The sequence below is a fragment of the Moritella sp. Urea-trap-13 genome, from assembly GCF_002836355.1.
Classification (GTDB): domain Bacteria; phylum Pseudomonadota; class Gammaproteobacteria; order Enterobacterales; family Moritellaceae; genus Moritella.
In genome coordinates this window covers 160525-186849 of sequence record NZ_PJCA01000039.1, presented here as the reverse complement: position 1 = coordinate 186849, position 26325 = coordinate 160525, and the positions used below count along the sequence as shown (strand labels likewise).

Here is a 26325-nt window from a genome sequence, read left to right as displayed (position 1 = left end):
GGAGTAGGGCTTTTTTGTGTCTGGAGATTGTAGGTCATGATTATGTATTGAATATTAGCTATTTCACATGTCGCATTAATATGTTAATTTCCGCTAATATGTCGCAAATGCTTTCGAAGGAATACCAAGATCACGCGTGGAATCTCGGATGTATATAATATATTGTCAACTTCGCTCCTATCCTTAGAGATGTTATGTACCAACAAAACTTTGCTAAATTAGCCAAAATAATTTCTTTTTATATTCTTTTATCTGTGATTTTTTTAAGCTTCGCTCGCGCTATTTTTCTTTACAATATTGTCGATTTTGAACAGTTAGCATTATACCAAAATGATTTGTTCAAAGTATTTTTTTGGGGTAGTCGTTATGATCTAAAAGTGGCTGTTATTGGTTTTGCAGTACCGACTCTCATTGGTATGTTATGCGCGGCTTCGAAACAATATTTTGAGTGTTTTACTCGGTATTTTAATATTTATGCTACGGTTATTTTTTTCCTACTCGTAGTTTGCTCTATCTGTAATTACTACTATTACCAAACGTATGGTAGTTATATTGATATTTTTATTTTCGGCCTGGTTGATGACGATACTATTGCCGTTCTACGAAGTGTTTGGACTGATTATCCTGTTTTAAAGATATCTGCTTGTATTGTTTTTATTACTTGGCTACTGGCTACGTTAGGTCACAAAGTATCGACTAATGTAAAAGTAAAACCGCCTTTGTTAAATAATTATTGGGTTGCAATTAGTTCAATTCTATTCATTTTGGTTTTATTTATCTTTGCGAGAGGAACGTTAGGTACACACCCTTTGAAACGTTATCATGCAAACGTATCTGATTATATTATTTTTAATACAGTAACTCCAAATGCTTTAATGTTACTGGAATGGGCGAATTCGGACTATAAAAGACAAGATAATTTCAAACCTGTGAATAATGCAGATTATATAAAACAACTAGTAAAGGTTACTGGGCGTACTTCATTGATCTCAAATGTTGAAGATAATCAATATTTAGCAGATAACCCTCCTCATGTTGTACTTGCCTTAATGGAGTCTCTTGGCTCAAATGTATTAAAAATGGATGGCAATGATGAAGCCTTGCTTGGTTCATTACAATCTCATTTCAATCAAGATTTTTTATTCTCACGATTTTATGCCCAGACTACTGCAACGATTGATACATTAGTTGATATGTTAGTACATAGTAATGTTCCAAATATTGCTGCATCAGATGCCCAAAAAATTGTCATTCCTGAAGCTGCAATGTTTCCATATCAGAAGGCTGGCTATCAAACTATCTTTATTTATGGGGGTAATGCAATGTGGAGAAATATTTATAATTATCTTCCTCAGCAGGGAATTAATGCCTTTTTTGATGAAAATAGTATTATTAATCAATTTCCTGAAGCGAAAAGTTCGGTCAGTGATTGGGGAGTTGCTGATGAATATACATTTAAATTTGCTCAGTACTTATTAAATAAAGCCACACAACCAACATTCATTTATATATTGAGCGTTACAAATCACTCTCCTCATAAAGTCCCTGAAGGAGCTTCAGTTGAACCAATTCATATTCGTGAGTATATTAAAAATACAAGTCAGTTAGAAAGTGATAAATTATTAACTGCCTTGGAAACATATCAATACTCCTCTAATGAGCTTGGTAAATTTATTAGTGAAATAAAAAATTCTGAATTAGCGGAAAAGACGATTATTGCAGCAACTGGGGATCATCGTGTTAGATCTATGAAAGCAGTAACGTCTTTGCAGCAGGCTACGACATCTCAAGTACCTTTATATTTATATGCGCCTCAACAAATTCTAAATAACATAGACTTCAAATACGATCCTTTAAGAACTGGGTCTCATAAAGACTTATTTCCTACATTATATAACCTTAGTCTGTCTGGAAGTCAGTACAGCAGTCTGGCTGGTAACAATTTACTTTCAAACGATGCAGATACTATATTTTGGGGCTTCTCTCCTGAAGGCATATTTAGTAAATCAGGGGCTAGATTAAAAAATAAACCTGATGAGCTACAGCCTTGGACTGGGAATACAAATACATTTAGCTCAGGAGTCAAGTATAACGGTGATATTGAATTTATGGCATCAGATTATACAAAGTTGAAAACACTATTTATAAATAAAGCGGTTAAAGGTAACAAGTAATGGTAGCTCGGTATCAAATGTACTCGTGCTGTAATTCGTAATTTTTTAAACATACAATGGATATAATATATGAAACCGGGTAAAACGGGTCTGGTTAGACTCATTCATGCGTTACGTTATTCTTGGCTTGGAGTTAAAGCCGCTTGGCGTTGTGAATCGGCATTTAGGCAAGAAATCGTTTTATTGTTATTACTTACGCCTGTTGCTTTGTTATTACCTTTGCCTGGGATAGAAAAATTATTATTAATTATATCATTGCTCGCAGTTATCGTTGTGGAGTTATTAAATTCGTCAATCGAAGCCGTTGTTGATCGAATTGGTACTGAAATTCATCCTCTTTCTGGTCAAGCTAAAGATATGGGCTCTGCAGCAGTATTGTTCACCTGCCTAATTGCGTTATTGACTTGGAGCTATGTGTTGTTTAACTATTTTTTCTAGATTAAATGACCGGCTCTGTAAGGGCATGAGGAAAGACCTTACTTAACTAAACAACGAAATACACAGCGCCAACAGCAGCAATAACGAGATCACTTGCCAGAAGCGTTCCGGGTTCTTCTCAATCAAGGTTTGTTTACGGTTATTCTTATATTTAGGGTTTGGGTGTTGTAACTCATGCAAGAGTTCGGATACATCGGCATGGCGTTTGTCAGGCGTAAATCGCAGGCCTTTTTTAATCGCGCCGTCTAACCAAAATGGCACCAAAGGATTGAGTTCATAAGCAGGAATATACTTGGTATTGAGATAAGCCTTTTGGGTGCGGCAGGTTTCTAGTTTACCGTTAAAAGGTTGCTTACCGGTGAGCATTTCAAAGATGATCACTGACATGGCGAAGATATCGGATTGCGCGGTACTGTCACCATTAATCACGGTTTCAGGCGCTGAATAAGCCGCGGTACCCAAAATTTTATCGCGTTGTAATGGGGTGCTGATCTCGGCGATGCCTTTGACGAAACAAGAACCAAAATCAATAATCTTAACTTGGCCGTTATTATCGATCATAATATTGCCCGGTTTCAAATCTTGATGCAGGGTTTCTTTACGGTGAAACGCCCGTAGACCTTTAATCACTTGCTCGACAATATTCAGTACATCTTGTATTGGTGGGTTAGGGTGCTGACTTATCCATTGCTCTAGGGTTATGCCTTCAATCATTTCCATAAGATAATAGAGATGACTTTTTTGCCTGTTGGTTTCGACAATTTTTAATATATGCGGGTTATTCAAGCGTGAACCAATCCAAGTTTCCATAGTGAAACGTTCGATATAAGCATGATCATCAATGTAGTTTACCGACGGTGCTTTCATGCAGTACTGCTGTTTAGTCTCCTTGTCTTCGACCAAATATAAATGACTGCTGCTACTGGCATGTAATTCTTTGATGACTTTTAGCCCATCAATGGATAATCCCTTGCGCAGCGCGGGCGGAAAAGGCATTGAAGCCAGGTGTACATGCACATCTTCGGCGCTTTGTTTTGGTAGACTATCAATACGTAATAACTGGCAACTAATATTATCATTACTGTTATTGCCCAGTGCTTGCTGGATTAATTGTTCACAGCAAGCTTCAAAATCACTATTTTGGGTATTACTGGTTTGCTGGACAATATTACGTAACTGTTTATCGCTGACGAAATCATGCAAGCCATCGGTGGATAGTAAAAACACATCACCGACTTGTAATTCCACTTCTTTATAATCGACTTCAAGGGTCACGTCTAAGCCTATGGCTCTGGCGAGATAGGATTGTTTACTACTCACTACCGTGGTGTGATCTCGGGTTAATTGTTCTAGGGTATGTTGGCGTAATCGGTAAATACGCGAATCACCGACATGCAGTAGATGTGCTGAGTGAGATTTAATGACAATCGCACTTAGGGTAGTTAAGTAACCTTTTTGCGCATCGGCAAACTGTCGACCTTGGCTATACAACCAACGATTTAATGCGGTGAGCACCTGACCGGTAGATTTACCAACCGACCAAGTTTCAGGGGTAGAGTAATAATCAGATAAGAAATTATGCACACAAGTTTCACTGGCTTCTTTACCAGCTTCCGAAGCGCTGACACCATCGGCGATGATCGCAACGGCGCCTTTGGTGGTGAGCAGTAAATCATCTGGGATACGAATACCGATGGCATCTTCATTCTGGGCTTTTATGCCTGCGACCGAGCGTTGACCGATGGTAAAGGTGGCGCCGCCCTGTAAGTGCCATGGTGACATAATGACTTCCTGTAAATAACTACCTGTAAATAATATCGATTATGCGTATACGGCGTTAGCCATTATGCCGTCACTTCTACCATGCCATCAGTGACACGTACCGCATAAACAGGTACCGATAAGGTTTCATTTTCAAGGCATTCACCCGTGATTAGGCTGAAATGTTCTTTATACAATGGTGATGAAACAGTTAATACATCTTTCACTGAGGTAATTAAACCTCGTGATAACACATTAGCTTTACTGGCCGGGCAGTAGTTATCGATAGCAAATAATTGGTCGGTTTTACGGTCTAGAAAAATTGCCACTTGCTTGCCGTTGACTAACGCACACACGCCTGCGTCTGGGGTGAGTTGTTCTTTGGCAATTATTGGAGTCCAAGTCATCATAATAAATCCTTAAGTCTGGTGTTAGCGGGCTATTTACCCGCTTATTACATTTATCTGTTGTAGTGAAGCTAAATTAACATCGAGTTTTCGACCTAACTTACTTCCAGCACTGAGATTTGACCGACGCGCTCTGCGGGTGTGGCAGGGCGAATTTGGTCTCGCACTTCAACAAACTGCACCGCGCTATCATTTTCTTCTGAGTTAATGAAGTGCTTAAAGCGCAACAGTTTTTCAGGGCTTTCAATGGTGGTTTTCCACTCACATTGGTAGTTAGCAATGTTGGCTGCCATTGCCGCTTCAAGCTCTGCAGTCAGACTCAGTTTGTCATTAATCACAACCTCTTTAAGGTAATCTAATCCACCCTCAAGATTTTCTAACCAAACCGACGTACGTTGCAGGCGGTCTGCGGTGCGGATATAGAACATCAATACACGGTCAATATATTTGTACAGTGTGTCAGTATCGAGGTCGGTAGCGAATAAATCGGCATGACGCGGGCGCATACCACCGTTACCACAGACATAAAGACCCCAGCCTCCTTCTGTCGCAATAATACCGATGTCTTTGCCTTGGGCTTCAGCACATTCTCGTGTACAACCTGACACGCCAAACTTAATTTTATGCGGTGAGCGTAGCCCTTTGTAGCGGTTCTCAAGATCAATCGCTAGAGACATGCTGTCTTGCACACCATAACGACACCAAGTACTACCCACACACGATTTCACGGTACGCAGTGATTTACCGTAAGCATGGCCTGTTTCGAAGCCTTCGTGGATCAACCATGCCCATATGTCTGGTAGTTGATGTAATTGCGCACCAAATAAATCGATACGTAGACCACCGGTTATCTTGGTATATAATCCATATTTTTTAGCCACTTCACCGAGTACGATTAATTTGTCAGGGGTTATTTCACCTGCTGGGATGCGGGGTACAACAGAATAAGTACCATCTTTTTGCATATTACCAAGATAAACGTCATTGACGTCTTGCAGACCAAGATGATCATCTTCGAGGATGTAGTCATTCCAGAATGACGCCAAAATATTCGCGACTGTCGGACGACAAACTTCACAACCGTGACCAGCACCAAATTCGGTGATTAATGCCTCGAAGGTTTTAATACGTTTAACCCGTATTATGTCTGCCAGTTCTGCACGTGAGTAAGCAAAATGCTCACATAGGTCGGTGTTCACTGCAACCCCCATGCTTGCAAGCTCGGCATTCAGTACTTGCGTCACTAGCGTGCTACAACCACCACAACCGGTACCTGCTTTGGTTATTGATTTAATATCCCCAATGCTCGTTGCACCATCTTGTACCGCGGCACAAATTTGACCTTTAGTGACATCAAGACACGAACAGATAACGGCTGAGTCAGGCAGGGCGTCAACACCCATGGTTACCGCGCCACCTTCTGCGGGTGGTACCAGCATATTTTCTGGTGCACCAGGAATATCCATGTCATTTAAATAAATTTGTAACCAAGTACCGTAGTCTTCGGCTTCACCTACCATGACGGCGCCAAGTAGCTTTTTGCCACACTCACTAATCACTAGTTTTTTGTAAACTTGGTCAGCTTCGTTAGTGAATACATAGTTTTGTGCACCATCGGCATTACCGTGGGCATCACCGATACTGGCGACGTCAACACCGAGTAATTTCAGTTTGGTACTCATGTCTGCGCCAGTGAAGGCTAAGTCACCGCTACCAACGATTTGATCAACGGCCACTTTAGCCATTTGATAACCGGGCGCCACAAGACCGAAGATACGTCCTTGCCATAATGCACACTCACCAATCGCGTAAATATTTTCATCAGAGGTTAAACACTGATCATTAATTTGAATACCACCACGTTCGCCGAGTGTTAGGTCGAAAGAGCGGGCTAGTTCGTCTTGTGGGCGAATACCGGCAGAGAAGATGATCATATCTGTTTCAACGTGAGAGCCGTCAGCAAAGTTCATGCGGTAACGGCAGGTTTCACCTTTGACAATTTCTTTGGTATTTTTTTCGGTGTGAATATTTACGCCTAGTGCTGCAATTTTGTCGCGTAGGATCTTACCACCGCCGTCATCAACTTGCACAGCCATCAGGCGAGGGGCAAATTCAACCACGTGGGTTTCTAGACCTAACTGTTTAATTGCATTCGCGGCTTCAAGACCCAGTAGACCACCACCGACGACCACACCGACTTTACTTTCTTTTGCTGATGCGGTGATGTCTTCTAAATCTTCAATAGTACGGTAAACCAGACAATGGTCTTGGTCTTTACCTGGGATCGGCGGTACAAATGGATATGAACCGGTCGCCAGTACGAGTTTGTCGTAACTTTCAATACGGCCCTGCGCTGTGGTGACGGTTTTAGCTGCTTTATCGATGCTAACAACTTTATCGTTTACAAAGTATTGCACGCCATTATCGTCATAATATTCTGGCGATGTCATCATTAAGTCATCAGCTGTTTTACCACTGAAATAAGCACTTAACTGCACACGATCATAAGCGAGGCGTGATTCTTCACTGAATGTGGTGATTTGTACTTCAGCCATTTTGTCTTGCTGAATAAATTGGTCAATGAAATGGTGACCTACCATGCCGTTACCGACAACTATAATTCTTTTCATGACATGCTCCGTTATGCGCTTAATTCTTGATTTTTTGCCGATTGCTCTAGATCTCGCCAGCTAAGTTGGTCTGCAAGAGAGACCACCTTGCCAATGACTATCAGGCTAGGGCTTTGTAATTGCTGTTCAATCGCCAGTGCCGGTAATGTTGCCACTGTGCCAACAAATTCTCTTTGCTGCTGCGTTGAGCCGTTTTCAATTAAGGCTGCTGGGGTATTGCTGTCCAGACCATGACTGATCAGTTGCGCTGAGATCTCCGCTAATTTACCTAATCCCATATAGAACACTAAGGTGTGTTCAAGGTGCGCGAGCTGCGGCCAATTTAGATCTAGCTGGCCATTCTTTAGGTGACCGGTAATAAAGGTGCAACCTGTTGATAGCCCGCGATGGGTTAACGGGATACCAGCGTAAGCAGTGCACCCTGATGCTGCTGTTACGCCGGGTACGACGATTGTTTTTATATCATGGGCATGGAGCACCAGTTGTTCTTCACTACCGCGGCCAAATACAAAGGGGTCACCGCCTTTGAGACGACAAATGTTCAGGCCTTGTTTGGCTTTATCAACCATGAATAAATTCAATTGGTCTTGTGGAATACAATGGTCGGCTTTTTTCTTACCCACATAAATCGCTTTGGTATGGGGTGGGAATAAGGCTCTAATGTCTTGGCTAACTAAGTTATCAAACAAAATCAGATCAGCACTCTCAATCATCTTTAATGCTTTGAGCGTGAGTAGTTCTGGATCCCCTGGACCCGCCCCCACTAATGCTACTTGACCTCGGCTATGGTTATTCTTTGATTGCGCTTTGGTAATTAATTCAACTGTCATGACTCACATCCCTGTAGTACTGCTCTTTCCTTTACTGACTAACGCAAAGACAATGCCAACTCTGTAATTAAAGTGTTAACTGTTGATATTTAAAGGTTTGTTGTTCTACCGTTTTTTATATAAGGTTTTTTAGATGATTAAGCACTGCGATGTTGCACCAGTTTTTCCATTTGCGCACAGCCGTGGTGCAGCCAAGTTCACACTGTTGGCGATAGATGTCGTTAAAATGCATGAAAGAGTGGCTAAATAGCAGGAAAACATCTGTGTTTGAGCGACTAAATAAGAGGATCGTTCTTTTTATAGGGAATTAAAGTAAGCTGGCTTGGTTATTGCTCAATAGTGCTTATAGAGAGTGTATTTATAAATAATGTGCTGAGCAATTCAATGGAGACGTCTTATGATTTTCGGACGCAAGGATCAAAAGCCTATTCGCATTGCGGATAAACAGGTTAAAGAATGGAAATACACAACGTGTGGATATTGTTCTACAGGTTGTTCTATCGAGATCGGTATGAATGAGCAAGGGAATGCTGTTGCGAGTCGAGGCGTTGCTGACGCAGATGTGAATAGAGGTAAATTATGTATCAAGGGCATCTTTGAACATGAGTTATTTGATGCCGCTGGTCGTGGTAATGATCCCTTAGTGCGTGAGCAAATTCATGACAAGTATAAAGAGACTAACTGGGACTCTGCACTTGATACCATGGCGGATAAGATCAAGGCAATTCAACAGCAACATGGTAAAGATGCATTTGCCATTGTTTCAACAGGCCAGTTATTAACTGAAGAGTTTTATACCTTAGGCAAATTAGCTCGTGGTTGTATTGGCACCAACAACTACGATGGAAATACCACTTTATGCATGGCCTCTGCGGTATCAGGTTATAAGCGCTCATTTGGCTCTGATGGCCCACCTGGCTGCTACGATGATTTCTCCCATACCGATTGCTTGATTGCCTGGGGTTCTAACCTGCCTGAGCAACATCCGGTTATTTACTGGCGTTTAAAAGAAGCCAAAGAAAAACGTAACTTTCCGCTTATCGTGGTCGATCCGCGTGTGACTATGCTGGCGCAGTTTGCCGATATTCACTTACCGATTAGCCCAGGTACCGATATCGTCTTACAAAACGCCTTAATGCATGTGATTTTAAAAGAAGGCCTCGAAGACAAAGACTATATTGAAAAACACACCACAGGTATTGAAGCATTAACAGCTTGTGTTGCCGAGTTTGATCCCACATCAGCCGCTAAGATTTGTGGTATCGATGAAGATACTATCCGTCATGTCGCCCGCTTGTTTGCTAAAGCAGGTAAAGCGATGAGTATCTGGACTATGGGACTAAATCAAAGTACCCATGGTAGTGATGCGATCACCGGTTGTAATTCACTCTCGCTTATCACCGGTAATATTGGCGTACCGGGCGGGACGAGCTTATCGATTACAGGTCAATGTAACGCCATGGGCACTCGTGAATGGTCGTCGTGTTCAGGTTTACCTGGTTATCGCGCATTAGAGAAAGAACAAGACCGCAATGATATTGCTGAATTTTGGGGCATAGACCCAGGGTTCTTCCCGAAAAAACGCGGCTTGGCGCAAACTGACATTTTCCCTGCCATTGAAACAGGACAAATTAAAGGTCTGTGGCTGGTGGCGACAAACCCAATGACGTCGATGCCGAATACTTCACGTATTCGTAAAACATTAGAGAAACTCGATTTTCTGGTGGTGCAAGACGCCTATCAAGATGTGGAAACAACGCAATATGCGCACATGTTTTTGCCTGCCGCTGTATGGGCAGAGAAGGAAGGGGTATTTACCAATACCGAGCGCCGAGTTAACCGCGTGACCAACGTGCAAGCGCCGAAAGGTAATTCTAAATCTGACTTCTGGATTTTTTCAGAGCTATCGAAACGTTTTGAAAATGGTCAGAAAATCACCTTTCCGGGGACAACAGAAGAAGCCTTTGAAGAAATGAAAACGCTATCAAAAGGCGCTGGGCGTAATCTTGATATTTCCGGTATGACATACGAAAAAATTGAACAAGCCCGTGGACTACAATGGCCATACCGTGAAGGCGCGACGGATAATGACGAAGGTGCACGCCTTTATACCGACGGTCAGTTTGCCACGCCAACCGGTAAAGCTAATTTGATCCCATTGCCTTGGATTGATAATAACGAACATCCTTGTGAAGAATACCCTTTCTGGCTTAACAGTGGCCGCGTTGTAGAGCATTTTCATACTCGTACCCGTACCGGAAAAATGGGTAACTTAAACAAATATAGTCCCACCCCATACATGGAAATGAACCCAGATGCAGCCGCTAAATTGGGTATCAAGCATCAAAGTTATGTGCGCTTGGCCTCTCGCCGTGGTGACGCGGTGGTCATGGTGCAATTAACCCAACGTGTTGCACCCAACGCAGTGTTTATTCCATTCCATTTCCATGATTGTGTAAATCGCTTGTGTCTTGGGTTACTTGATCCGCATTCTCGTCAACCGGCTTTTAAACAGAGTTCGTTACGTATTGAGCATGTCGATCAAAAACTCGCGGCGAAAATGAACCGCGAAAGACGTACATACTAAATCATATGTTGAATGCCAAAAGATACCCGGACGTATTGAGTTAAGCCCCATGCGATAACATAACAGGGATAAATTATGTTAGACAAGTTAGAACAATTTAGAGACCGCCTTGATCAAATCGGCGCGGCAGAGAAACCCGTTGTTAAAGACGGTACGCCTATCTTTGAAGGTCGTGTCGGTGAGCAACGTTATGCCAAATTGGCCGATGTAGAAATATTTGATGTGAATACCTATGGTAAAAAAATTGATTTAATTGAACGAACAGAAGGTAAGTTACCGGTTGGTCGTTCAATGAATATTAATGAGAATAAAGCCGTGGGTGAGAACCCCAATCGTAATAAACAGCATGCTTTCCATTTTACCGCCGATAACTGTATTGGTTGTCATGCCTGTGAAGCGGCGTGTAGTGAAAAGAATGATAATCCTGCGCATATTGCCTTTCGTAGTGTTGGTTATGTTGAGAGTGGCAGTTATCCTGATTACAAACGTATTAATATTTCCATGGCGTGTAACCATTGTGATGATCCGGTTTGTTTGAAAGGCTGTCCAACCAAAGCCTATACTAAACACGTTGAGTACGGTGCGGTATTGCAAGATCCAGATACCTGTTTTGGCTGTGGTTATTGTACTTGGGTCTGTCCTTATAACGCGCCACAGCTCGATCCAATTAAAGGTCAGGTCACGAAGTGTAATATGTGTGTCGATCGTCTGGAAGTTGGCTTAAAGCCTGCTTGTGTATCGGCCTGTTTAGGTAATGCACTTAACTTTGGTGTGGTGGAAAATACCCCTGAGAATCGAGTACAAGCGAAAACTTCAATGCCGGGTTTCCCTGATCCAAGCATCACTAATCCCAATATTCGTTTCCAGCAAACCACCAGTACACAGCGTGAAATGACCCGTACCGATAACATGCCGCTTAAATATCATAAACAAGAAGATGGATCATTTCGTTCTGTTGTTGATGAAAAAGACGGTAAAGCACAATTTTGGAACCTCGCTCGTTTGAGCTCTCGTGAGGATCCATTGGTAATTTTTACCTTGTTCTCGCAAACGGCGATGGGCGCATTTGCACTTATCTTCCTCGGCCCATTGTTGGGTGCTGAGAGCCTAACTGGCTTTGCCGAGTCTGGCGCTGGTTTATCACTACTGATTATATTAATGGCGATGCAAGCGCTTGCGTTATTAATGTCGACGCTGCATTTGGGCAAACCGAAACGTTTCTATCGTGGCTTTAATAATTTAGCCCATTCACCAGTGAGTCGAGAAGGCCTAGGTGTGGCTTTATTCTTTGGTTTCATGGGCGCATTTACCTTCTTCCAAGGCATTGCTTGGTTGTTGGAGTTACGCTTGTTTAGCTATGTGGCTAATGCCTTTGGTGTGTTGGCGTTAATGGGTAGTGCTGGTGGCTTATTTTATATGTACCGTAGCTACCGGATTAAAGCGCGTCCGTTCTGGGATCATTGGCAAACGGCTTGTGCCTTCGTTGGTTCTAGCGTAGCACTTGGCTCGATATTAACCGCGTTAGTGGCCGTGATTGGAACCGCGAGTAATGATGGTATTGGATTGTATCCTTTACTGTTTGACCTCGCACCAGTGGTGATCACAGGTTTAGTGATTGAAGCATTTGGCTTGTATTCACACGCTAAACATCTCAATATCGAGCAGGGTGAGGGGGCGGCGTCGCATTATGTACAGTGCACCACGTTTGGTAAAACATATAAGTTACGTAACGTCGCTATCGCGATTAATATTGTGGTTGTGAGCTTGCTGGCAACATTAGCACCATCGGGTTTACTCGGCTTGTTATGGTTATTACCGGTAATATCTATTGTGCTAGCGTCCACGGTGAGTCGTGCATTGTTTTATGTCCTGGTTATTCCGACGACAATGCCTGGTGCATTTTTCTGGAAAAATAAAGGTTTTGAACAGCATGCGCGTGATGTTGGTTTGGCGGATATGCCCCAAGTTGGTGTTATACCTGACTTGCACTAGAGTTTAAACAAAGTATCAAAAGGATAGCGTTTGCTATCCTTTGGTATTTTTAAACTAATACGGACTTTATAAAAGTATTGAATCTTATCGAGTAACGAAAGTCATACTAAGGCTAATGAGCATTAGCCGATGGATTTATTTTTATTTGTCATGTTAATGTAATTTTCTGTAATTAAACTAGAGCTTTTCTAATCTGGCGTTAAACTAGATTGTACATAAATAATACAATGCATGTTCCAGAGGATAACTTTTTAGTTATTTATCAATAGACTGAATTATTTATTTTGAGTATTTAAGAGAATATATTTTATTTGTGCGGTCACACGGATTGTCGAATTTGTCGACAGGCACCAGTCGTGATAAGATCTCGCCGATTAATTTGTAATAATGGGAGAATTGTTGATGAGCAAAGAGATGCAAAGTATGGCATTAGTTCCTCAGGGGAGCATTGAAGCCTATATCCAAGGCGTGAATAGCATTCCAATGTTGACTGCTGAACAAGAAAAGGAACTAGGCGAACGCTTGCAGAATGAAGGTGATGTTGATGCTGCACGTCAGCTAATCATGTCTCATTTACGCTTTGTTGTACACGTCGCCCGTGGTTACGCTGGTTATGGACTGTCTCAAGCAGACTTGATCCAAGAAGGTAATATCGGCTTAATGAAAGCCGTGAAACGATTTAATCCTGCTGTTGGCGTAAGACTTGTGTCTTTTGCTGTGCATTGGGTTAAAGCTGAGATCCATGAATTTGTACTGCGTAATTGGCGTGTAGTAAAAGTTGCGACAACTAAAGCACAACGTAAACTATTCTTTAATCTACGTAAATCAAAAAAACGCTTAGGCTGGTTTACCCATGCTGAAGTGCAAACTGTTGCCGAGAACTTGGGTGTTTCTACTAAAGATGTAGTGGAAATGGAATCAAGAATGTCTTATTCAGATCAAGCATTTGATTTATATGCTGATGATGATAGCGATAAAGACTCTGGTTCAATGAGCTTTTCGCCAGCACAGTATTTAGAAGACAACGCGTCAGACGTTGCTCAACAAGTTGAACGTGAAAACTGGGATAAAAGTGCATCTCGACGTTTAACTAGCGCGATTTCTGAATTAGATGATCGTAGCCAAGATATCGTTAATTCTCGTTGGTTAGCGGAAGATAAAGCCACGCTACAAGAATTAGCTGACCGTTATGGTGTTTCTGCTGAACGTGTTCGTCAGTTAGAAAAAAATGCAATGAAAAAGCTTCGCGAGTTTATTGCAGAATAACCAGCACACAGAATTGTTAAAAATGAGGTCTCCATTGGAGGCCTCATTTTTTTTGGCAAGAAAATAAATAAACGTTTAATTGTATTTGATTATAGATGGAAAGAAACATGAATAGAGATCCCTTATTTGGTTTTCAGGGCAGTGTGCTTAAAAGTTATTTAGAACGTAATAAGTTAACTGAGGAGCAAATTATTTTAGTTTATAACGGGTCTGGGATGACGCATGAATATAACCTAGCACAAGTTGTAATACCTGAAGAGGGTAAGCAAAAAAGGATTGTTGTGCGACTATTAAATAGTGGTGAGGAAGTGACCTTCTTCCGTACTGGTAAAAGTGTATTAAAGAAAACCGGGCATTATAAAGTATTGCCTATGGTACCTTGGCTAATTGCCCGTTTTGGGTTGCAAGACCAAATCCGTTTTAACTGGAAGTGGGGTTACGCTTAACCCTTTGCACTAACTTTGCCTTCATTGTACATTTAGCTTTAAAGTTTAGAAGAGAGTAGGCCCAATCATTACTGCAATGATTGGGCCTTGTTATTATGGATCGATGGTCATAAGAGCGGCTAAATAAAGGTTTATGCCATTTGTTTAAAACTGGTTTTTAATTCAAGCATTAACTGTTGTTGCCAAGCTACTTGGTACAGACTTGTTGATTCATCTTTTAGCTGCGCTACTTTAAATGCTTCAATTTCTGATACCTCACGTTGTTGCTGTTTGGCATTGTGGTTGATTTGTTGGATCTTGGCATAATTATCATGCTCTGGACCATTCTTAATCGCTTCAATACGATCTAAATGTAATTGCACTTCCACCACCATTTGGGTTTTTGGTAAGCGCACTAATAAATTGATATCACGGTAACCATTTTGTTTTGGGTTGTTAAAGCGATTCTTTACTTGGACGATATCGGTTTCTTGTTCAAGCAATTCATAAGCGGTAATTAACTCTTGGCTATTTTTAGCAATAATTGAACTGCGGGCTAAATCGGTAATTTTTTCTACTGCGCCGTCATGTTTATTAGCAATTTTAGCTTGGGCACGTTCTACACTTTTAATCGCCGGAATTACGGCGCTGGTTTGTGACATTAACGCAATTTGTTTAGTCAGTGTCGCAAGCTCGTCTTGCGCTGATCCTGCTAAGGCATAAAGGGCGTCGAAGTCGGTGTAAGGTTGAATGATGTTGGTGTTGTTAATATCTGGAAGCTGATAAAGCCCCGCTAAGTCTTTGCTTAGCTGTGTACGTACTCTGTTCGTCGCATTGCCATTATTTGATACTTGACTAAGGCTAAGCATAGTAGCGGCTTCAAGCGGCGCTTTACCTGCTAGCATTAGTACTAAAATTAGTGATGTTCTTAGAAAGCTATACATAGGTATCCTTTTTGAGAAAACGCATTCGCATCATTGTATGCTGATACTTAGTAATAGATGAGTGCGCACAGTCACAATTCAAGGTTGGGCACTGTAAAGCTGTGTAAGATGTACCTAGACTGGTAAAATAGTGCGACAGATATCACTATTTTTTGAGCTGAGACTTATTTAACTAGTAAATGTACCGATGCGATTGTATTTTATTTAAGATACAGTGTGCCCGATCTCTCACTTACAATATCGTTTCTATAATTAAGGTTTATCCAATGATGAAAAAAACAATGACAGCACTAATGATTGTTGCTGCTCTTACTGGCTGTGCGCGTCAAAATGCGACAACAGGCGAAGAAGAAACGAATACTGCGACGAAATCTGCGATTGGCGGTGCCATTGCTGGTGCATTAATCGGTGCTTCTACAGGTAAGAAAAACGGCGCGGTATTTGGTGCCTTAGGTGGTGCGGCTATCGGTGGTGGTATTGGTCACTATTTTGATCGTCAAGAAGAAGCATTACGTAAAGAGTTAATGGATTCAGGCGTACAAGTTAAACGTGTTGGCGAAAATGAATTACAACTGATTATGGCGAAAGGTATTGGTTTCCAAACTGCGGGCTATAACTTGAGTTCTGATATCTACTCAAGCTTAAACAGCGTGGCGAAAGTGCTAAATGAATATCCTGATTCATCACTGCGCATTGTTGGTCACACTGACAGCGTTGGTAGTGCAGAGTCTAATTTAACGCTTTCTGAAGAGCGTGCCGAGTCTGTGAGCGAATATTTGAATAAACGAGGTATCAAGTCAGGTCGCTTATCAACGCGTGGCTATGGTGAGCGTCGTCCAATGGCATCAAATGAAACTAAAGCCGGTCGTTCTGCTAACCGTCGTGTAGAAATTAGTATTACAGCTAACTAATTCTGCGAATTAATACTTTTAATTAATTATTGGATGTAAATATCAGTCATTGTTAAATGAGTGCTGATGGTATTATTAAACCGAACCCTGTGTTCGGTTTTTTTATGTCGGTAAATGATGAAATAAGTTAACGCTGCGCATGTTATGACAAAATGAAACTGGGATCGTATTGAGATTAGATTAGATGGTTTTATTGGAATACGGGAAAGGACTACATTTTGGACGAAAAAAAACCCAGTTATATAAATAACTGGGTTTTTTTAATTGGCTCCCCTTGCTAGACTCGAACTAGCGACATATGGATTAACAGTCCACCGTTCTACCAACTGAACTAAAGGGGAATTGTATGGTGCCCGAACCCGGAATTGAACCAGGGACACGAGGATTTTCAATCCTCTGCTCTACCAACTGAGCTATTCGGGCAAATGGTGCCGACTGCCGGAGTCGAACTGGCGACCTACTGATTACAAGTCAGTTGCTCTACCTACTGAGCTAAGTCGGCACTAAATGCGTTTTCAATAAAGATACCTATTAACGAAATATCTTTACCGTTTAAATATGGTGCCCGAACCCGGAATTGAACCAGGGACACGAGGATTTTCAATCCTCTGCTCTACCAACTGAGCTATTCGGGCAAATGGTGCCGACTGCCGGAGTCGAACTGGCGACCTACTGATTACAAGTCAGTTGCTCTACCTACTGAGCTAAGTCGGCACTAAATGCGTGTCGCATAATATCATCTTCATTTTAAAAAACAAGTCAATATTACACTTTTTTATTCTTTCCAAATTTTGGTGCCCGAACCCGGAATTGAACCAGGGACACGAGGATTTTCAATCCTCTGCTCTACCAACTGAGCTATTCGGGCAATGGAGCGTCATTAAATAGAATTTAGGCCGATCCGTCAACTGTTTCACTCGGTTTAAGTAAAATAAGATGCGTTAATACTACCCACTGTCTGATTAACCATCAATACGTGTATTTTGTTGACGCTTAACGGCTAAGTTGACGGAAATGACGGTTTACCTCAGAGACATAGTTTTTCATATCGGCCCGAGACTGACTATTCGTGAAACTCTGGTAAACCTCATATGAAGATAAGTCATTTATAATACTTAATGCTTCTTTTTTGTTCTTCGAGAAGGTTTGCAACATGTTTTGTGGTCCAGCTATATAACTTGCCAGCATGGCATAGTAGCGAGATTTAGGATTGTTAATCGCTTTAAGATACTGTTTATCTAATAAATTTAAATAACTGCTGCCAATGTCGAGGTTGTTGTTGGTATTAAACAGCCAGTTCGGTTGCGGCTTAAAAGGGTATTTTTTTTGTTGATGAAATACATCCAGGCCAATAGAACTGGAAATTTGCATTAAGCCAATGCGGCCCTGGCTGTTGAGTGCATAAGGATTAAATAAGCTATCGACCTGGATCATCGCAGTAACGACGTTTTTATCAATTTTATAGCGCTGTGCAGCTTGGTTAATCTGGGCTTGATAACGCTGCTGACGGATTTGAGTATGATTGCTGCTAAGTGCAAAAGATACGCTGGTGATCTGATTACCATTAAAGGTTACTTGTTTACGCTTATGTTTAATTAAGTAGTTTGCATAGCGAGACGCGCGCCAATGCCATTTCATGGCTTTACCGTCGTTGTCTTTTACCTGTTGATATAGAAAAGGCGTGCCTTTAATTTCAGATGTGTAGCTGTTGTAGAAATCGGTATATTTAGGCTGCTGCGGTGCGAGTAGCGTATATTCAATCGCTTGCTTGAGGTATTGCTGGTTATTTTGTTGTTCTAGCGTCTCGACACGCACAGAGCCTTGCTCGAAATCGATAATAGCGCGGCTACGATAATCGTTAGTATATTTGACATAACGGTAATTGCTTGAAAATGCGTTGCTGCTATTACCCCAAAGGTTGGTTACTTCGCTGCGATAATCAGTTTGTATGGTGTTAAGTGCGGTATTGTCTTTGTCGTTTGATTGTTCTGTCTTCGCGCGGTAATTCGGTTGCTGATAAGCAAGGCGCTCTAAGGCTTGGCCGTTGTTATTGAGCGCGGCGAGTTCGACAGAGTGCTGATAGTCACTCATCGAGCAAGCTGCTAAAACACTGCAACTGACAACGATTAATAGTGTGCGGAATATAGCCATAAGGTGATTGGTTCTTTGGGTTGGAAATTTGCCTAGCGTGAGGAGTCCGCGCTAGGCAATAGGATTAAGCTTTTGGGGTAAAGCCTTCAATAATCACGTCTTGACCTTCGAACAGGTATTTGACCATTTCTTGTTCAAGAAATATGCGATCATTTTCATCCATCATGTTTAATTTTTTTTCGTTCAGCAGCATAGTTTGTTTTTGCTGCCATTCAGACCATGCTTCTTGGGAAATATGATCAAAAATACGTTTGCCTACTTCACCAGGATAAAGTTGAAAACGTAAACCTTCCGCTTCTTTTTGTAAGCGTGTGCAGAAAACCATTCTAGCCATGTTATGCCTCTCTCAATACTTGAGATGTTAATAATTTTTTAGTTGCAGCTGCTAATCCCACAGTTGCCGGTTGCTCTATGTTATACCAAAGAGTGCCTTCAGATTCCATTATTTGCGTACTTGTTGTGGCTTTTATTTCGACTAACAAAGGACTGATATCAAGATGGAAGTGGCTAAACGTATGTCTAAATCCGGTTAATTCTTGAGTGTTAAACTCACTGATACCGAATTGAGCCAACTGTTCTTCGAGTGATAAATTGTCATCACGTTCTGGGAAACACCAGAGTCCGCCCCAGATACCTGCAGGTGGTCGTTGCTGTAAACACAGGGTTGAACCTTGCTTTAGTAACAGCATTTGCACCGCTCTCACCGGGATGGTTTTTTTCGGTTTCGGCGTCGGGAATGCGGTAGGGGTACCCATAGCGCGGGCTTTACAATCATCATTAACCGGGCAAATGTCACAGTCAGGGCGGCTACGGGTGCAAACTGTAGCTCCGAGATCCATCATTACCTGATTATAATTGGCTGTTTGTTGTTGCGGTGTAAGTTCTTCAGATAGCGCCCATAGGGTATTTTCTACCGCTTTTACGCCATACCAACCTTCAATCGCGCCCCAGCGGGTTAATACCCGTTTAACGTTACCGTCTAAAATCGGGTGGGGTTGATTTAACGATAATGACAATACCGCGCCTGCGGTTGAACGACCGACACCGGGTAGAGCAAGTACTTGTTCAAATTCAGTTGGAAACTGGCCTTGGTATTGATCGCGGATCAATTGCGCTGCTTTATGTAAATTACGGCCACGAGCGTAATAACCTAGTCCTGTCCATAAATGCAAAACTTCATCGATGTGGGCATTGGCCAAATCGGTCACGGTGGGAAATTTTTCCATAAACGTGGTGAAATAAGGGATCACGGTGCTGACTTGGGTCTGTTGTAACATCACTTCACTTAGCCATGTAGGGTAAGGTTCGTGGTATTGTTGCCAGGGTAAATCTTTGCGGCCGAAGTCTTTAAACCAAGCAAGTACCCGCGGGGCAAAGGTGTCTTTATTATTTTCTAATTGCGATTTCATCGGGTATTTTTAGCAAACCTGGGGAATTTAGGCTGAAATTATGCCACACAAAACTTGCCAAATTCAGTTATCTTTGGATAATGCCCGAATTAACAGATAAATTTATATAGATTATGGCGATTAACCTGTCATAACGGCGACTGGAAAAAAAATGACTGAACATAAAATAACTGAGCATAAAAGAATAGCAGATCCTGAGTTAACAGAAGATGGTCAACGCATCCGTAAAGTGAGAAGTTTTGTTTTACGTGAAGGACGTTTAACCAAAGGCCAGGAAGCCGCTATGAAAGATTTTTGGCCAACTATGGGTCTAGATCATGACATGGGCATGCTCGATTTTGCTGAGGTTTTTGGTAACGATAACCCAGTAACATTAGAAATTGGTTTTGGTATGGGCGCATCTTTAGTTGAAATGGCTGCTGCCTCTCCAGAAAAAAACTTTATCGGTATTGAAGTACATTCACCAGGTGTTGGCGCATGTCTAATGGCTGCTGGCGAACGTGGTGTGACTAACTTACGCGTATTCTGCCATGATGCAGTTGAAGTATTAGCGGATTGTATCCCTGACAGTGGATTAGCGGGCATGCAATTATTCTTCCCAGACCCTTGGCACAAGACGCGTCATCACAAACGTCGTATCGTACAAGCTAGTTTTGCAGAAAGTATTCGCCAAAAACTGAGCTTAGGTGGTATCTTCCATATGGCTACGGACTGGGAAAACTATGCCGAGCATATGATAGAAGTAATGGTTGTTGCACCAGGTTATGAAAATACTGCTGCAGAAGGGAACTTTGTTCCACGTCCAGATTGGCGTCCATTAACAAAATTCGAACAGCGTGGTCACCGTTTAGGTCACGGCGTTTGGGATATTATTTATAAACGTACTAAATAATTCGAGGTAATAATGGCTACAAATCGTAATCGTCGTCTACGTAAGAAACTACGTGTAGATGAATTCCAAGAACTAGGTTTTGATCTTTCTTGGGATTTCGCTGAAGGTACAACTGAAGATCAAATTGACGCTATCTTAGATGGTTTAATTGCTGATGTTATCGATCCAAATAAATTGGCGTTTGCTGCTGATGGCAACTTGCAATGGGATGGTATGATTTGTACTGAGACCCACGGTAAATGTACTGAAGCACAACGTGAACAAGTGAAAACTTGGTTAGAAGCAAAAGGTGTTCAAAACCTGATTGTTAGCCCGTTATTTGATTTGTGGTACGGTGAAGAAGGCGAATAAGCCGACTCACTAATCGCTAAGCCGACTGTTCGTTAAGTTTCATTACTGACACAGTCGGTTATTTGTTATCTTACTTCTATACGCTCGATAACTTACTCTTTTTCCACTTTGTTCCCGCTTTCTATAGCACACCGAACACCTCATTTTATACAGGTATTTATGCTTTCTAACGCATCTCTAGAAGAACTGCTCGACGTCGTTCGTCCGTTAATTGGTGAAGGCAATGTTGCCAATTACATTCCTGCGTTAGCGAACGTAAACCCCAACCAATTGGGTATTGCTGTGTGTATGGCCAATGGTGAGGTGTTTACTGCGGGTGATGCTACCGAGCGTTTTTCGATTCAAAGTATTTCGAAAGTTTTTGCGCTAACAGCTGCATTGACGCGTTTTTCGGAAGATGAACTGTGGACTCGTGTGGGACGAGAACCCTCTGGTCAAGCATTCAACTCGCTGATCCAGTTAGAATTTGAAAAAGGTAAACCGCGTAATCCGTTTATTAATGCGGGTGCACTGGTAGTGGCTGATATGCTGCAAAGCCGTTTGTCGGCACCTAAGCAACGTATGTTGGAATTGTTACGTAAATTGGCGAACTCTACCGATATTTATATCGATCATGATGTGGCTAATTCTGAATTTGAGCACATGGCGCGGAATGCGGCGATTGCTTATCTGATGAAGTCTCACGGTAATTTTAACAACGATGTTGAAACCGTTTTACAGAGTTATTTTAGCTATTGTGCGATCAACATGAATTGTGTGGAACTGGCGACAGCGTTCTCATTCTTAGCTAAAAGAGGCTTGCCTTGCCATCGTAATAAAAGTTTGGTGAATGAACGTTGTACAAGGCGCTTGAATGCCTTGCTGGCAACGTGTGGTTTGTATGATGAATCAGGTGATTTTGCTTTCCGTGTTGGCATGCCAGCGAAAAGTGGTGTCGGTGGCGGTATTGTCGCCGTGATTCCAGGTGAATTAACGGTTTGCGTATGGTCGCCAGAACTGAATGAATCAGGCAATTCACTGGTAGGCACGGCAGCGTTAGAGCTGTTTAGTGAACGTTTTGGTCATTCGATATTTTAACATTAACGGCTGCAGAGAGCGGCTGTTATTGATTTAATCTAAGTGATTCAGATAATAAAAGGGGCGAAATAATTAATTATTGCGCCCCTTTTATTAATTCTTAATTCTTAACTCTTAATCGAATATCACTAACTAAAGAAACAGATCGAACAAGCTATTGAGGTAACGATGACCGAGTTGGGTTACTTGCCAATGTGTTGCTGTTTCGGTTAATAAACCTTTCTCTATCGCCGCCTTAATTTGTGTACTTACCGTCGATAATGGTAATCCGGTAAAGTCACAAAAATCTTGTTTCGGCGTCGCTTCGATTAAGCGAAAACGATTCATGAAGAACTCAAATGGCAGTTCGTCTTGCGCAACAACGTGTTCATTGTCTAAAAATGATTTATCAGCGTCCATATACCCGCGTGGGTGCTTTACTTTGCTGCGGCGAACTATCTGACCTGTCTCTGGTTCTGTAAGCTTACCGTGCGCGCCACAGCCAATACCGATATAGTCACCAAAACGCCAATAGTTTAAGTTATGCTGACATTGCTTACCGGCTTTAGCATAACCGGATATTTCATATTGCTCATAACCGGCGTCGCTTAGCAGGGTATGACCTTGTTCAAAAATATCCCAAAGAATATCTTCATCTGGCAAGGTTGGTGGTTTAGAGTAAAACTGGGTGTTTTGCTCAATGGTTAACTGGTACCAAGATAAGTGCGAAGGTGCCAATTCAACCGCTTTGTTTAAGTCATATAACGCATCACTAAGATCTTGATGTGGCAGGCCATGCATCAAATCTAAATTGAATGAGTTAAGCTTTGACTCAGTGGCAATGTTGGCTGCGCGGATCGCTTCATCAGGATCGTGAATACGGCCCAATAGGTTAAGCTTTTCGGCTTGTAAACTTTGTACACCAATCGAGATACGATTAACACCGGCAGCGACATAACCGTGAAAACGGTCGGCTTCGACAGTGCCTGGGTTGGCTTCCATGGTGATCTCGATATTGTCACTAAACGGGATCATTGCTTCAACCCCATCGAGTATTTGGCCAATACCTTCAGCGCTGATTAAACTGGGCGTACCGCCACCAATAAAGATCGAGTGTAACGATCGTTGGAATACTCGCGGTAACTCACTGCGTAGATCCGCTAGTAGATCGGCAATGTATTCAGCTTCAGGGATCTTGCCCTTTTGGGTATGGGAATTGAAATCACAGTACGGGCACTTCTGTACACACCAAGGGATATGCACGTATAAACTTAACGGTGGCAAACGCATTGGCAATGTTGAGTCTGTTGCTGTTGTCTTTAAAGTATCAGTCATTATTGCGCAGCTAATCGAGTTTGTTGTTCGTGCATCGCGGCGAACAATTTCGTTAGTGCTTGGCCACGGTGACTGAGTTCACTTTTACGTTGTTTGGTTAATTCTGCTGACGTGCAGCCTTCAGATTCAACAAAGAAAATAGGATCATAACCAAAGCCATCTTCACCACTTGGTTGCTCGGTGATCACGCCATCCCAGCTACCATGACAGACTAATGGCGTCGGATCTTCAGCGTGGGTCATGTATACCAAGACACAATGGAAACGCGCAGTACGTTGAGCTCTTGGTACACCTTCAAGTGCATCTAATAACTTTAATAAATTATCACGATCGCTAGCATCAACACCGGCGTAACGCGCAGAGTAAATACCCGGTACACCTTGCAGGGCATCAACCGCTAAACCAGAATCATCTGCAATCGCAGGCAGACCGGTTAATGTTGCTGCGTGTTTAGCTTTGATGATGGCATTTTCAATAAAGGTGGTGCCAGTCTCATCGGCTTCGACAATATTGAAATCACTTTGTGGAAGTACTTCAAGACCAAATTCAGCTAGCAGTGCTGACATTTCACGAACTTTGCCTGGATTACCAGTAGCGAGAACAACTTTAGACATGGTGCGCCTTTATTATTTATTATAAGAGAGTTAAATGAAGTTAAAAGAGAGCTAATTTAGCCCTCTCATATATGCAGTCAGGTTATACAGGATTGCCAATCACTGATAAAGCCTAATCAACATAAAATTTCTGTTGGAATTTTAGTTCTTGGGTTTGATTACCGCTGCTTAACGTTACCTTGATACGGTAAGTTTCTTCGTTACGGTGTGGCACTTCTGCAATGTAGTAAATCGCATCTTGTTCGCGAATTTCACGCACGTCTAATTCACGAATATTACCGAGTAAATTACGTGCAGTCACTGTCATTGTAACCGCTTGGGCTTTTAGAGTATCGCTATCGAGTACTGAAATGTTAATAATACCCAAGTATTTACTGCGGTCGATATTATATTCAGAGGCAACGTCAGCAGTTAAAAATGTGCTTGGAAAAGCAATGTAATGGACATCCCAATCACCGAGTTTTTGCATTTGTTCGGCACTGGCAGTGGCTGAGCATAATAACGTCAGGGAAAGTAATAAAGATTTAAATAATGCTGGCATGTGAGTTCCTTAAAGGTGAGTGCAGAGACTGGCTCTGCACTCATTCAGCGTTACTAGAATAGGATAGCGTTACTAGAATGGAATACCAGTAAGGTCACCGATTAGGATTTGTAAAAATTGCAGACCTAAAATCGCTACTAACATGGATAAGTCTAGACCACCAATCGCCGGAATAATACGGCGGATAGGTGATAAAATTGGTTCACTTAGTTGTGATAATACATTCTCAACCGGGCTGTTACCTTGACTAACCCAGCTTAAAATTGCACGTAAAATCAATACGTAGAATACCAGGCTAAAGCATTGTTTAAGTAATTTGATGGCCGCGAAGATTAATACATCTTGGATAGGTGCTACCGCGCCCGTTTGCAATCCGAATAAAGTATAAATCATCACACAAGCCACGGCATAGGCAAATACCACTGATGCTAGATCTAAACTACCCAGGCTTGGGATCACGCGACGTAATGGTCGCACAATAGGCTGTGTTGCTTTGACAATAAATTGGCTCATCGGATTATAAAAATCGGCACGGGCCAGTTGTAACCATACTCGTAGCAGTATGATAAGGATGTACGTTTCAAATAAGATACTGACCAAAAAGTTAGCCGCGTTCATAAATTACCCTTCAAGTTAATTGCGAACTGCTTATTTTTATTAAGTAGTTGCTAGTCAGATAGATACGCAACAGCATTATGCCGTTGTGTCTGTTCATTAAATCAATTTATTAAAATAGTTTTTGCATTTCTTCAGCACGAGAAACCGCTGCTTGCATCGCAGTGTTAACTGTTTCACGTAGCCCTTGTTCTTCGAAAGTACGGATCGCTTCAGCTGTCGTCCCCCCTTTTGAGGTGACATTTTGGCGTAATGTGGCTAAATCAATGTGCGGATTTTGAATGACTAATTCAGCCGAACCAGCTGCCGCTTGCTGGACTAATTCTCTTGCTTGCTGCTGACTGAAGCCCATACCAATAATGCTTTCTTGCATTGCTTCCATAAACAGGAAGAAATAAGCTGGTGAACTACCTGTTGCGGCAATAATGGTATTTAAGTCAGCTTCGTTATCTACCCAGCAGGTTTTACCCACCGCCATCATAATTTGGTCGATAGTTTTGATATCTTCATCTGACACTTCTGGTGATGGGAATAAACCCGTCATGCCTTTTTGTACTAACGCTGGGGTATTCGGCATAGTACGGACGATGGGTTGATTGTCCGCGAGTAAGCTCTGTAAACGCTCAACGGTGACACCGGCGGCCACTGAGACAAATAATTTACCACGGTAATCGCTACTCTGCTCTGCCAGGTGAGAGCAAACGTCGCCCATCAACTGCGGTTTTACGGCGAGAATAATAATGTCCGCTGCAGCGACAGCAAAGTGATTGTCCTGAGTGGTATTAATGGCAAATTTTTCTTCAAGTACATCTAAGCGTGTACGTGTCGGACTGGCTGCATAAATTAACTCAGCAGGATAACCATCTGTGATCATACCGCCGATAAGGCTGCTGGCCATATTTCCTGCACCGATAAAGGCGATTTTTTTATTCGTGATCATGACTGTTTAATTCCTTATACGTGATTATAACTGTCTAATTCCATAGACATGGTGTG

The 26325-nt window shown here is 42.0% G+C and carries 23 protein-coding genes and 6 tRNA genes; 10 read left to right on the top strand and 19 right to left on the bottom strand.

Annotated elements, in window-relative coordinates; all coding sequences use genetic code 11:
- Positions 1-194 precede the first annotated feature (194 nt).
- Both CXF93_RS19770 and CXF93_RS19765 read left to right on the top strand, forming a co-directional pair.
- Positions 195-2174, top strand: a complete 1980-nt coding sequence (locus CXF93_RS19770; RefSeq protein ID WP_101064219.1) for an LTA synthase family protein — start codon at positions 195-197, stop codon at positions 2172-2174.
- A gap of 69 nt (positions 2175-2243) precedes the next feature.
- On the top strand, positions 2244-2612 hold the full coding sequence (locus CXF93_RS19765) for a diacylglycerol kinase (RefSeq protein WP_101064218.1): 369 nt from the start codon (positions 2244-2246) through the stop codon (positions 2610-2612).
- Positions 2613-2654: 42 nt separating this feature from the next.
- Here CXF93_RS19765 and CXF93_RS19760 read toward each other — a convergent pair whose 3' ends face one another.
- From CXF93_RS19760 to cobA, 4 genes are all read right to left on the bottom strand, one after another.
- The gene (locus tag CXF93_RS19760; protein ID WP_101064217.1) at positions 2655-4394 is read right to left on the bottom strand and encodes a bifunctional protein-serine/threonine kinase/phosphatase; all 1740 of its coding nucleotides are present in this window, start codon (positions 4392-4394) and stop codon (positions 2655-2657) included.
- 62 nt (positions 4395-4456) lie between these two features.
- Complete coding sequence (nirD, locus tag CXF93_RS19755; protein ID WP_101064216.1) at positions 4457-4783, bottom strand: nitrite reductase small subunit NirD; 327 nt, start codon at positions 4781-4783, stop codon at positions 4457-4459.
- Positions 4784-4875: 92 nt separating this feature from the next.
- The gene (gene nirB / locus CXF93_RS19750) at positions 4876-7410 is read right to left on the bottom strand and encodes a nitrite reductase large subunit NirB (RefSeq protein ID WP_101064215.1); all 2535 of its coding nucleotides are present in this window, start codon (positions 7408-7410) and stop codon (positions 4876-4878) included.
- An 11-nt stretch (positions 7411-7421) separates the two neighbouring features.
- Positions 7422-8240, bottom strand: coding sequence for a uroporphyrinogen-III C-methyltransferase (gene cobA, locus CXF93_RS19745; protein ID WP_101064214.1), 819 nt, complete (start codon positions 8238-8240; stop codon positions 7422-7424).
- A 397-nt stretch (positions 8241-8637) separates the two neighbouring features.
- Between cobA and CXF93_RS19740 the strand changes: the two genes are divergently transcribed.
- From CXF93_RS19740 to CXF93_RS19725, 4 genes are all read left to right on the top strand, one after another.
- Positions 8638-10827: a molybdopterin oxidoreductase family protein gene (locus CXF93_RS19740; protein WP_101064213.1), complete on the top strand. Its 2190-nt coding sequence runs from the start codon at positions 8638-8640 to the stop codon at positions 10825-10827.
- Positions 10828-10902: 75 nt separating this feature from the next.
- Entirely contained in the window at positions 10903-12819 is a 1917-nt protein-coding gene (locus tag CXF93_RS19735; RefSeq protein WP_101064212.1) for a DmsC/YnfH family molybdoenzyme membrane anchor subunit, read from the top strand.
- Positions 12820-13221: 402 nt separating this feature from the next.
- On the top strand, positions 13222-14085 hold the full coding sequence (gene rpoH, locus CXF93_RS19730) for an RNA polymerase sigma factor RpoH (protein ID WP_101064211.1): 864 nt from the start codon (positions 13222-13224) through the stop codon (positions 14083-14085).
- A 107-nt stretch (positions 14086-14192) separates the two neighbouring features.
- Positions 14193-14531, top strand: coding sequence for a hypothetical protein (locus CXF93_RS19725; protein WP_101064210.1), 339 nt, complete (start codon positions 14193-14195; stop codon positions 14529-14531).
- 131 nt (positions 14532-14662) lie between these two features.
- On the opposite strand, the gene CXF93_RS19720 is transcribed toward CXF93_RS19725, so the two are convergent.
- Entirely contained in the window at positions 14663-15454 is a 792-nt protein-coding gene (locus CXF93_RS19720; RefSeq protein ID WP_101064209.1) for a RelA/SpoT domain-containing protein, read from the bottom strand.
- Between the two features lie 266 nt (positions 15455-15720).
- Between CXF93_RS19720 and CXF93_RS19715 the strand changes: the two genes are divergently transcribed.
- Positions 15721-16365 carry an OmpA family protein gene (locus CXF93_RS19715; protein WP_101064208.1) on the top strand — a complete coding sequence of 215 codons (645 nt, stop codon included), beginning with the start codon at positions 15721-15723 and terminating at the stop codon, positions 16363-16365.
- Between the two features lie 265 nt (positions 16366-16630).
- Here CXF93_RS19715 and CXF93_RS19710 read toward each other — a convergent pair.
- The 9 genes from CXF93_RS19710 to mutY all read right to left on the bottom strand — a co-directional run bounded on the left by CXF93_RS19710 (position 16631) and on the right by mutY (position 19925).
- Positions 16631-16706: transfer RNA gene (locus CXF93_RS19710), tRNA-Asn, on the bottom strand.
- 6 nt (positions 16707-16712) lie between these two features.
- A tRNA-Phe gene (locus tag CXF93_RS19705) sits at positions 16713-16788 on the bottom strand.
- Positions 16789-16791: 3 nt separating this feature from the next.
- Positions 16792-16867: transfer RNA gene (locus CXF93_RS19700), tRNA-Thr, on the bottom strand.
- Positions 16868-16924: 57 nt separating this feature from the next.
- Positions 16925-17000: transfer RNA gene (locus CXF93_RS19695), tRNA-Phe, on the bottom strand.
- Between the two features lie 3 nt (positions 17001-17003).
- Positions 17004-17079: transfer RNA gene (locus CXF93_RS19690), tRNA-Thr, on the bottom strand.
- Positions 17080-17157: 78 nt separating this feature from the next.
- Positions 17158-17233 (bottom strand) — tRNA-Phe (locus tag CXF93_RS19685).
- A 125-nt stretch (positions 17234-17358) separates the two neighbouring features.
- Positions 17359-18516: a murein transglycosylase domain-containing protein gene (locus CXF93_RS19680; protein WP_101064207.1), complete on the bottom strand. Its 1158-nt coding sequence runs from the start codon at positions 18514-18516 to the stop codon at positions 17359-17361.
- A gap of 64 nt (positions 18517-18580) precedes the next feature.
- A complete protein-coding gene (locus CXF93_RS19675; RefSeq protein ID WP_017222783.1) occupies positions 18581-18850 on the bottom strand; it encodes an oxidative damage protection protein in 270 nt (89 codons plus the stop codon).
- Position 18851: 1 nt separating this feature from the next.
- Positions 18852-19925 carry an A/G-specific adenine glycosylase gene (gene mutY / locus CXF93_RS19670; protein WP_101064206.1) on the bottom strand — a complete coding sequence of 358 codons (1074 nt, stop codon included), beginning with the start codon at positions 19923-19925 and terminating at the stop codon, positions 18852-18854.
- A gap of 151 nt (positions 19926-20076) precedes the next feature.
- Between mutY and trmB the strand changes: the two genes are divergently transcribed.
- From trmB to glsB, 3 genes are all read left to right on the top strand, one after another.
- Complete coding sequence (gene trmB, locus CXF93_RS19665; RefSeq protein WP_101064205.1) at positions 20077-20817, top strand: tRNA (guanosine(46)-N7)-methyltransferase TrmB; 741 nt, start codon at positions 20077-20079, stop codon at positions 20815-20817.
- 12 nt (positions 20818-20829) lie between these two features.
- Entirely contained in the window at positions 20830-21168 is a 339-nt protein-coding gene (locus CXF93_RS19660; RefSeq protein WP_017222786.1) for a YggL family protein, read from the top strand.
- 159 nt (positions 21169-21327) lie between these two features.
- Complete coding sequence (gene glsB, locus CXF93_RS19655) at positions 21328-22245, top strand: glutaminase B (protein WP_101064204.1); 918 nt, start codon at positions 21328-21330, stop codon at positions 22243-22245.
- Between the two features lie 132 nt (positions 22246-22377).
- On the opposite strand, the gene hemW is transcribed toward glsB, so the two are convergent.
- From hemW to proC, 5 genes are all read right to left on the bottom strand, one after another.
- On the bottom strand, positions 22378-23559 hold the full coding sequence (gene hemW, locus CXF93_RS19650) for a radical SAM family heme chaperone HemW (RefSeq protein WP_101064203.1): 1182 nt from the start codon (positions 23557-23559) through the stop codon (positions 22378-22380).
- On the bottom strand, positions 23559-24173 hold the full coding sequence (locus CXF93_RS19645; RefSeq protein WP_101064202.1) for an XTP/dITP diphosphatase: 615 nt from the start codon (positions 24171-24173) through the stop codon (positions 23559-23561). The genes hemW and CXF93_RS19645 overlap by 1 nt, the downstream gene beginning before the upstream one ends.
- Before the next feature lie 112 nt (positions 24174-24285).
- Entirely contained in the window at positions 24286-24714 is a 429-nt protein-coding gene (locus CXF93_RS19640) for a DUF4426 domain-containing protein (RefSeq protein WP_101064201.1), read from the bottom strand.
- Positions 24715-24786: 72 nt separating this feature from the next.
- Positions 24787-25332 (bottom strand): YggT family protein, encoded by a 546-nt coding sequence (locus CXF93_RS19635; RefSeq protein WP_101064200.1) that lies wholly within the window; start codon positions 25330-25332, stop codon positions 24787-24789.
- A gap of 109 nt (positions 25333-25441) precedes the next feature.
- Entirely contained in the window at positions 25442-26269 is an 828-nt protein-coding gene (proC, locus tag CXF93_RS19630) for a pyrroline-5-carboxylate reductase (RefSeq protein WP_101064199.1), read from the bottom strand.
- Positions 26270-26325: the final 56 nt, after the last annotated feature.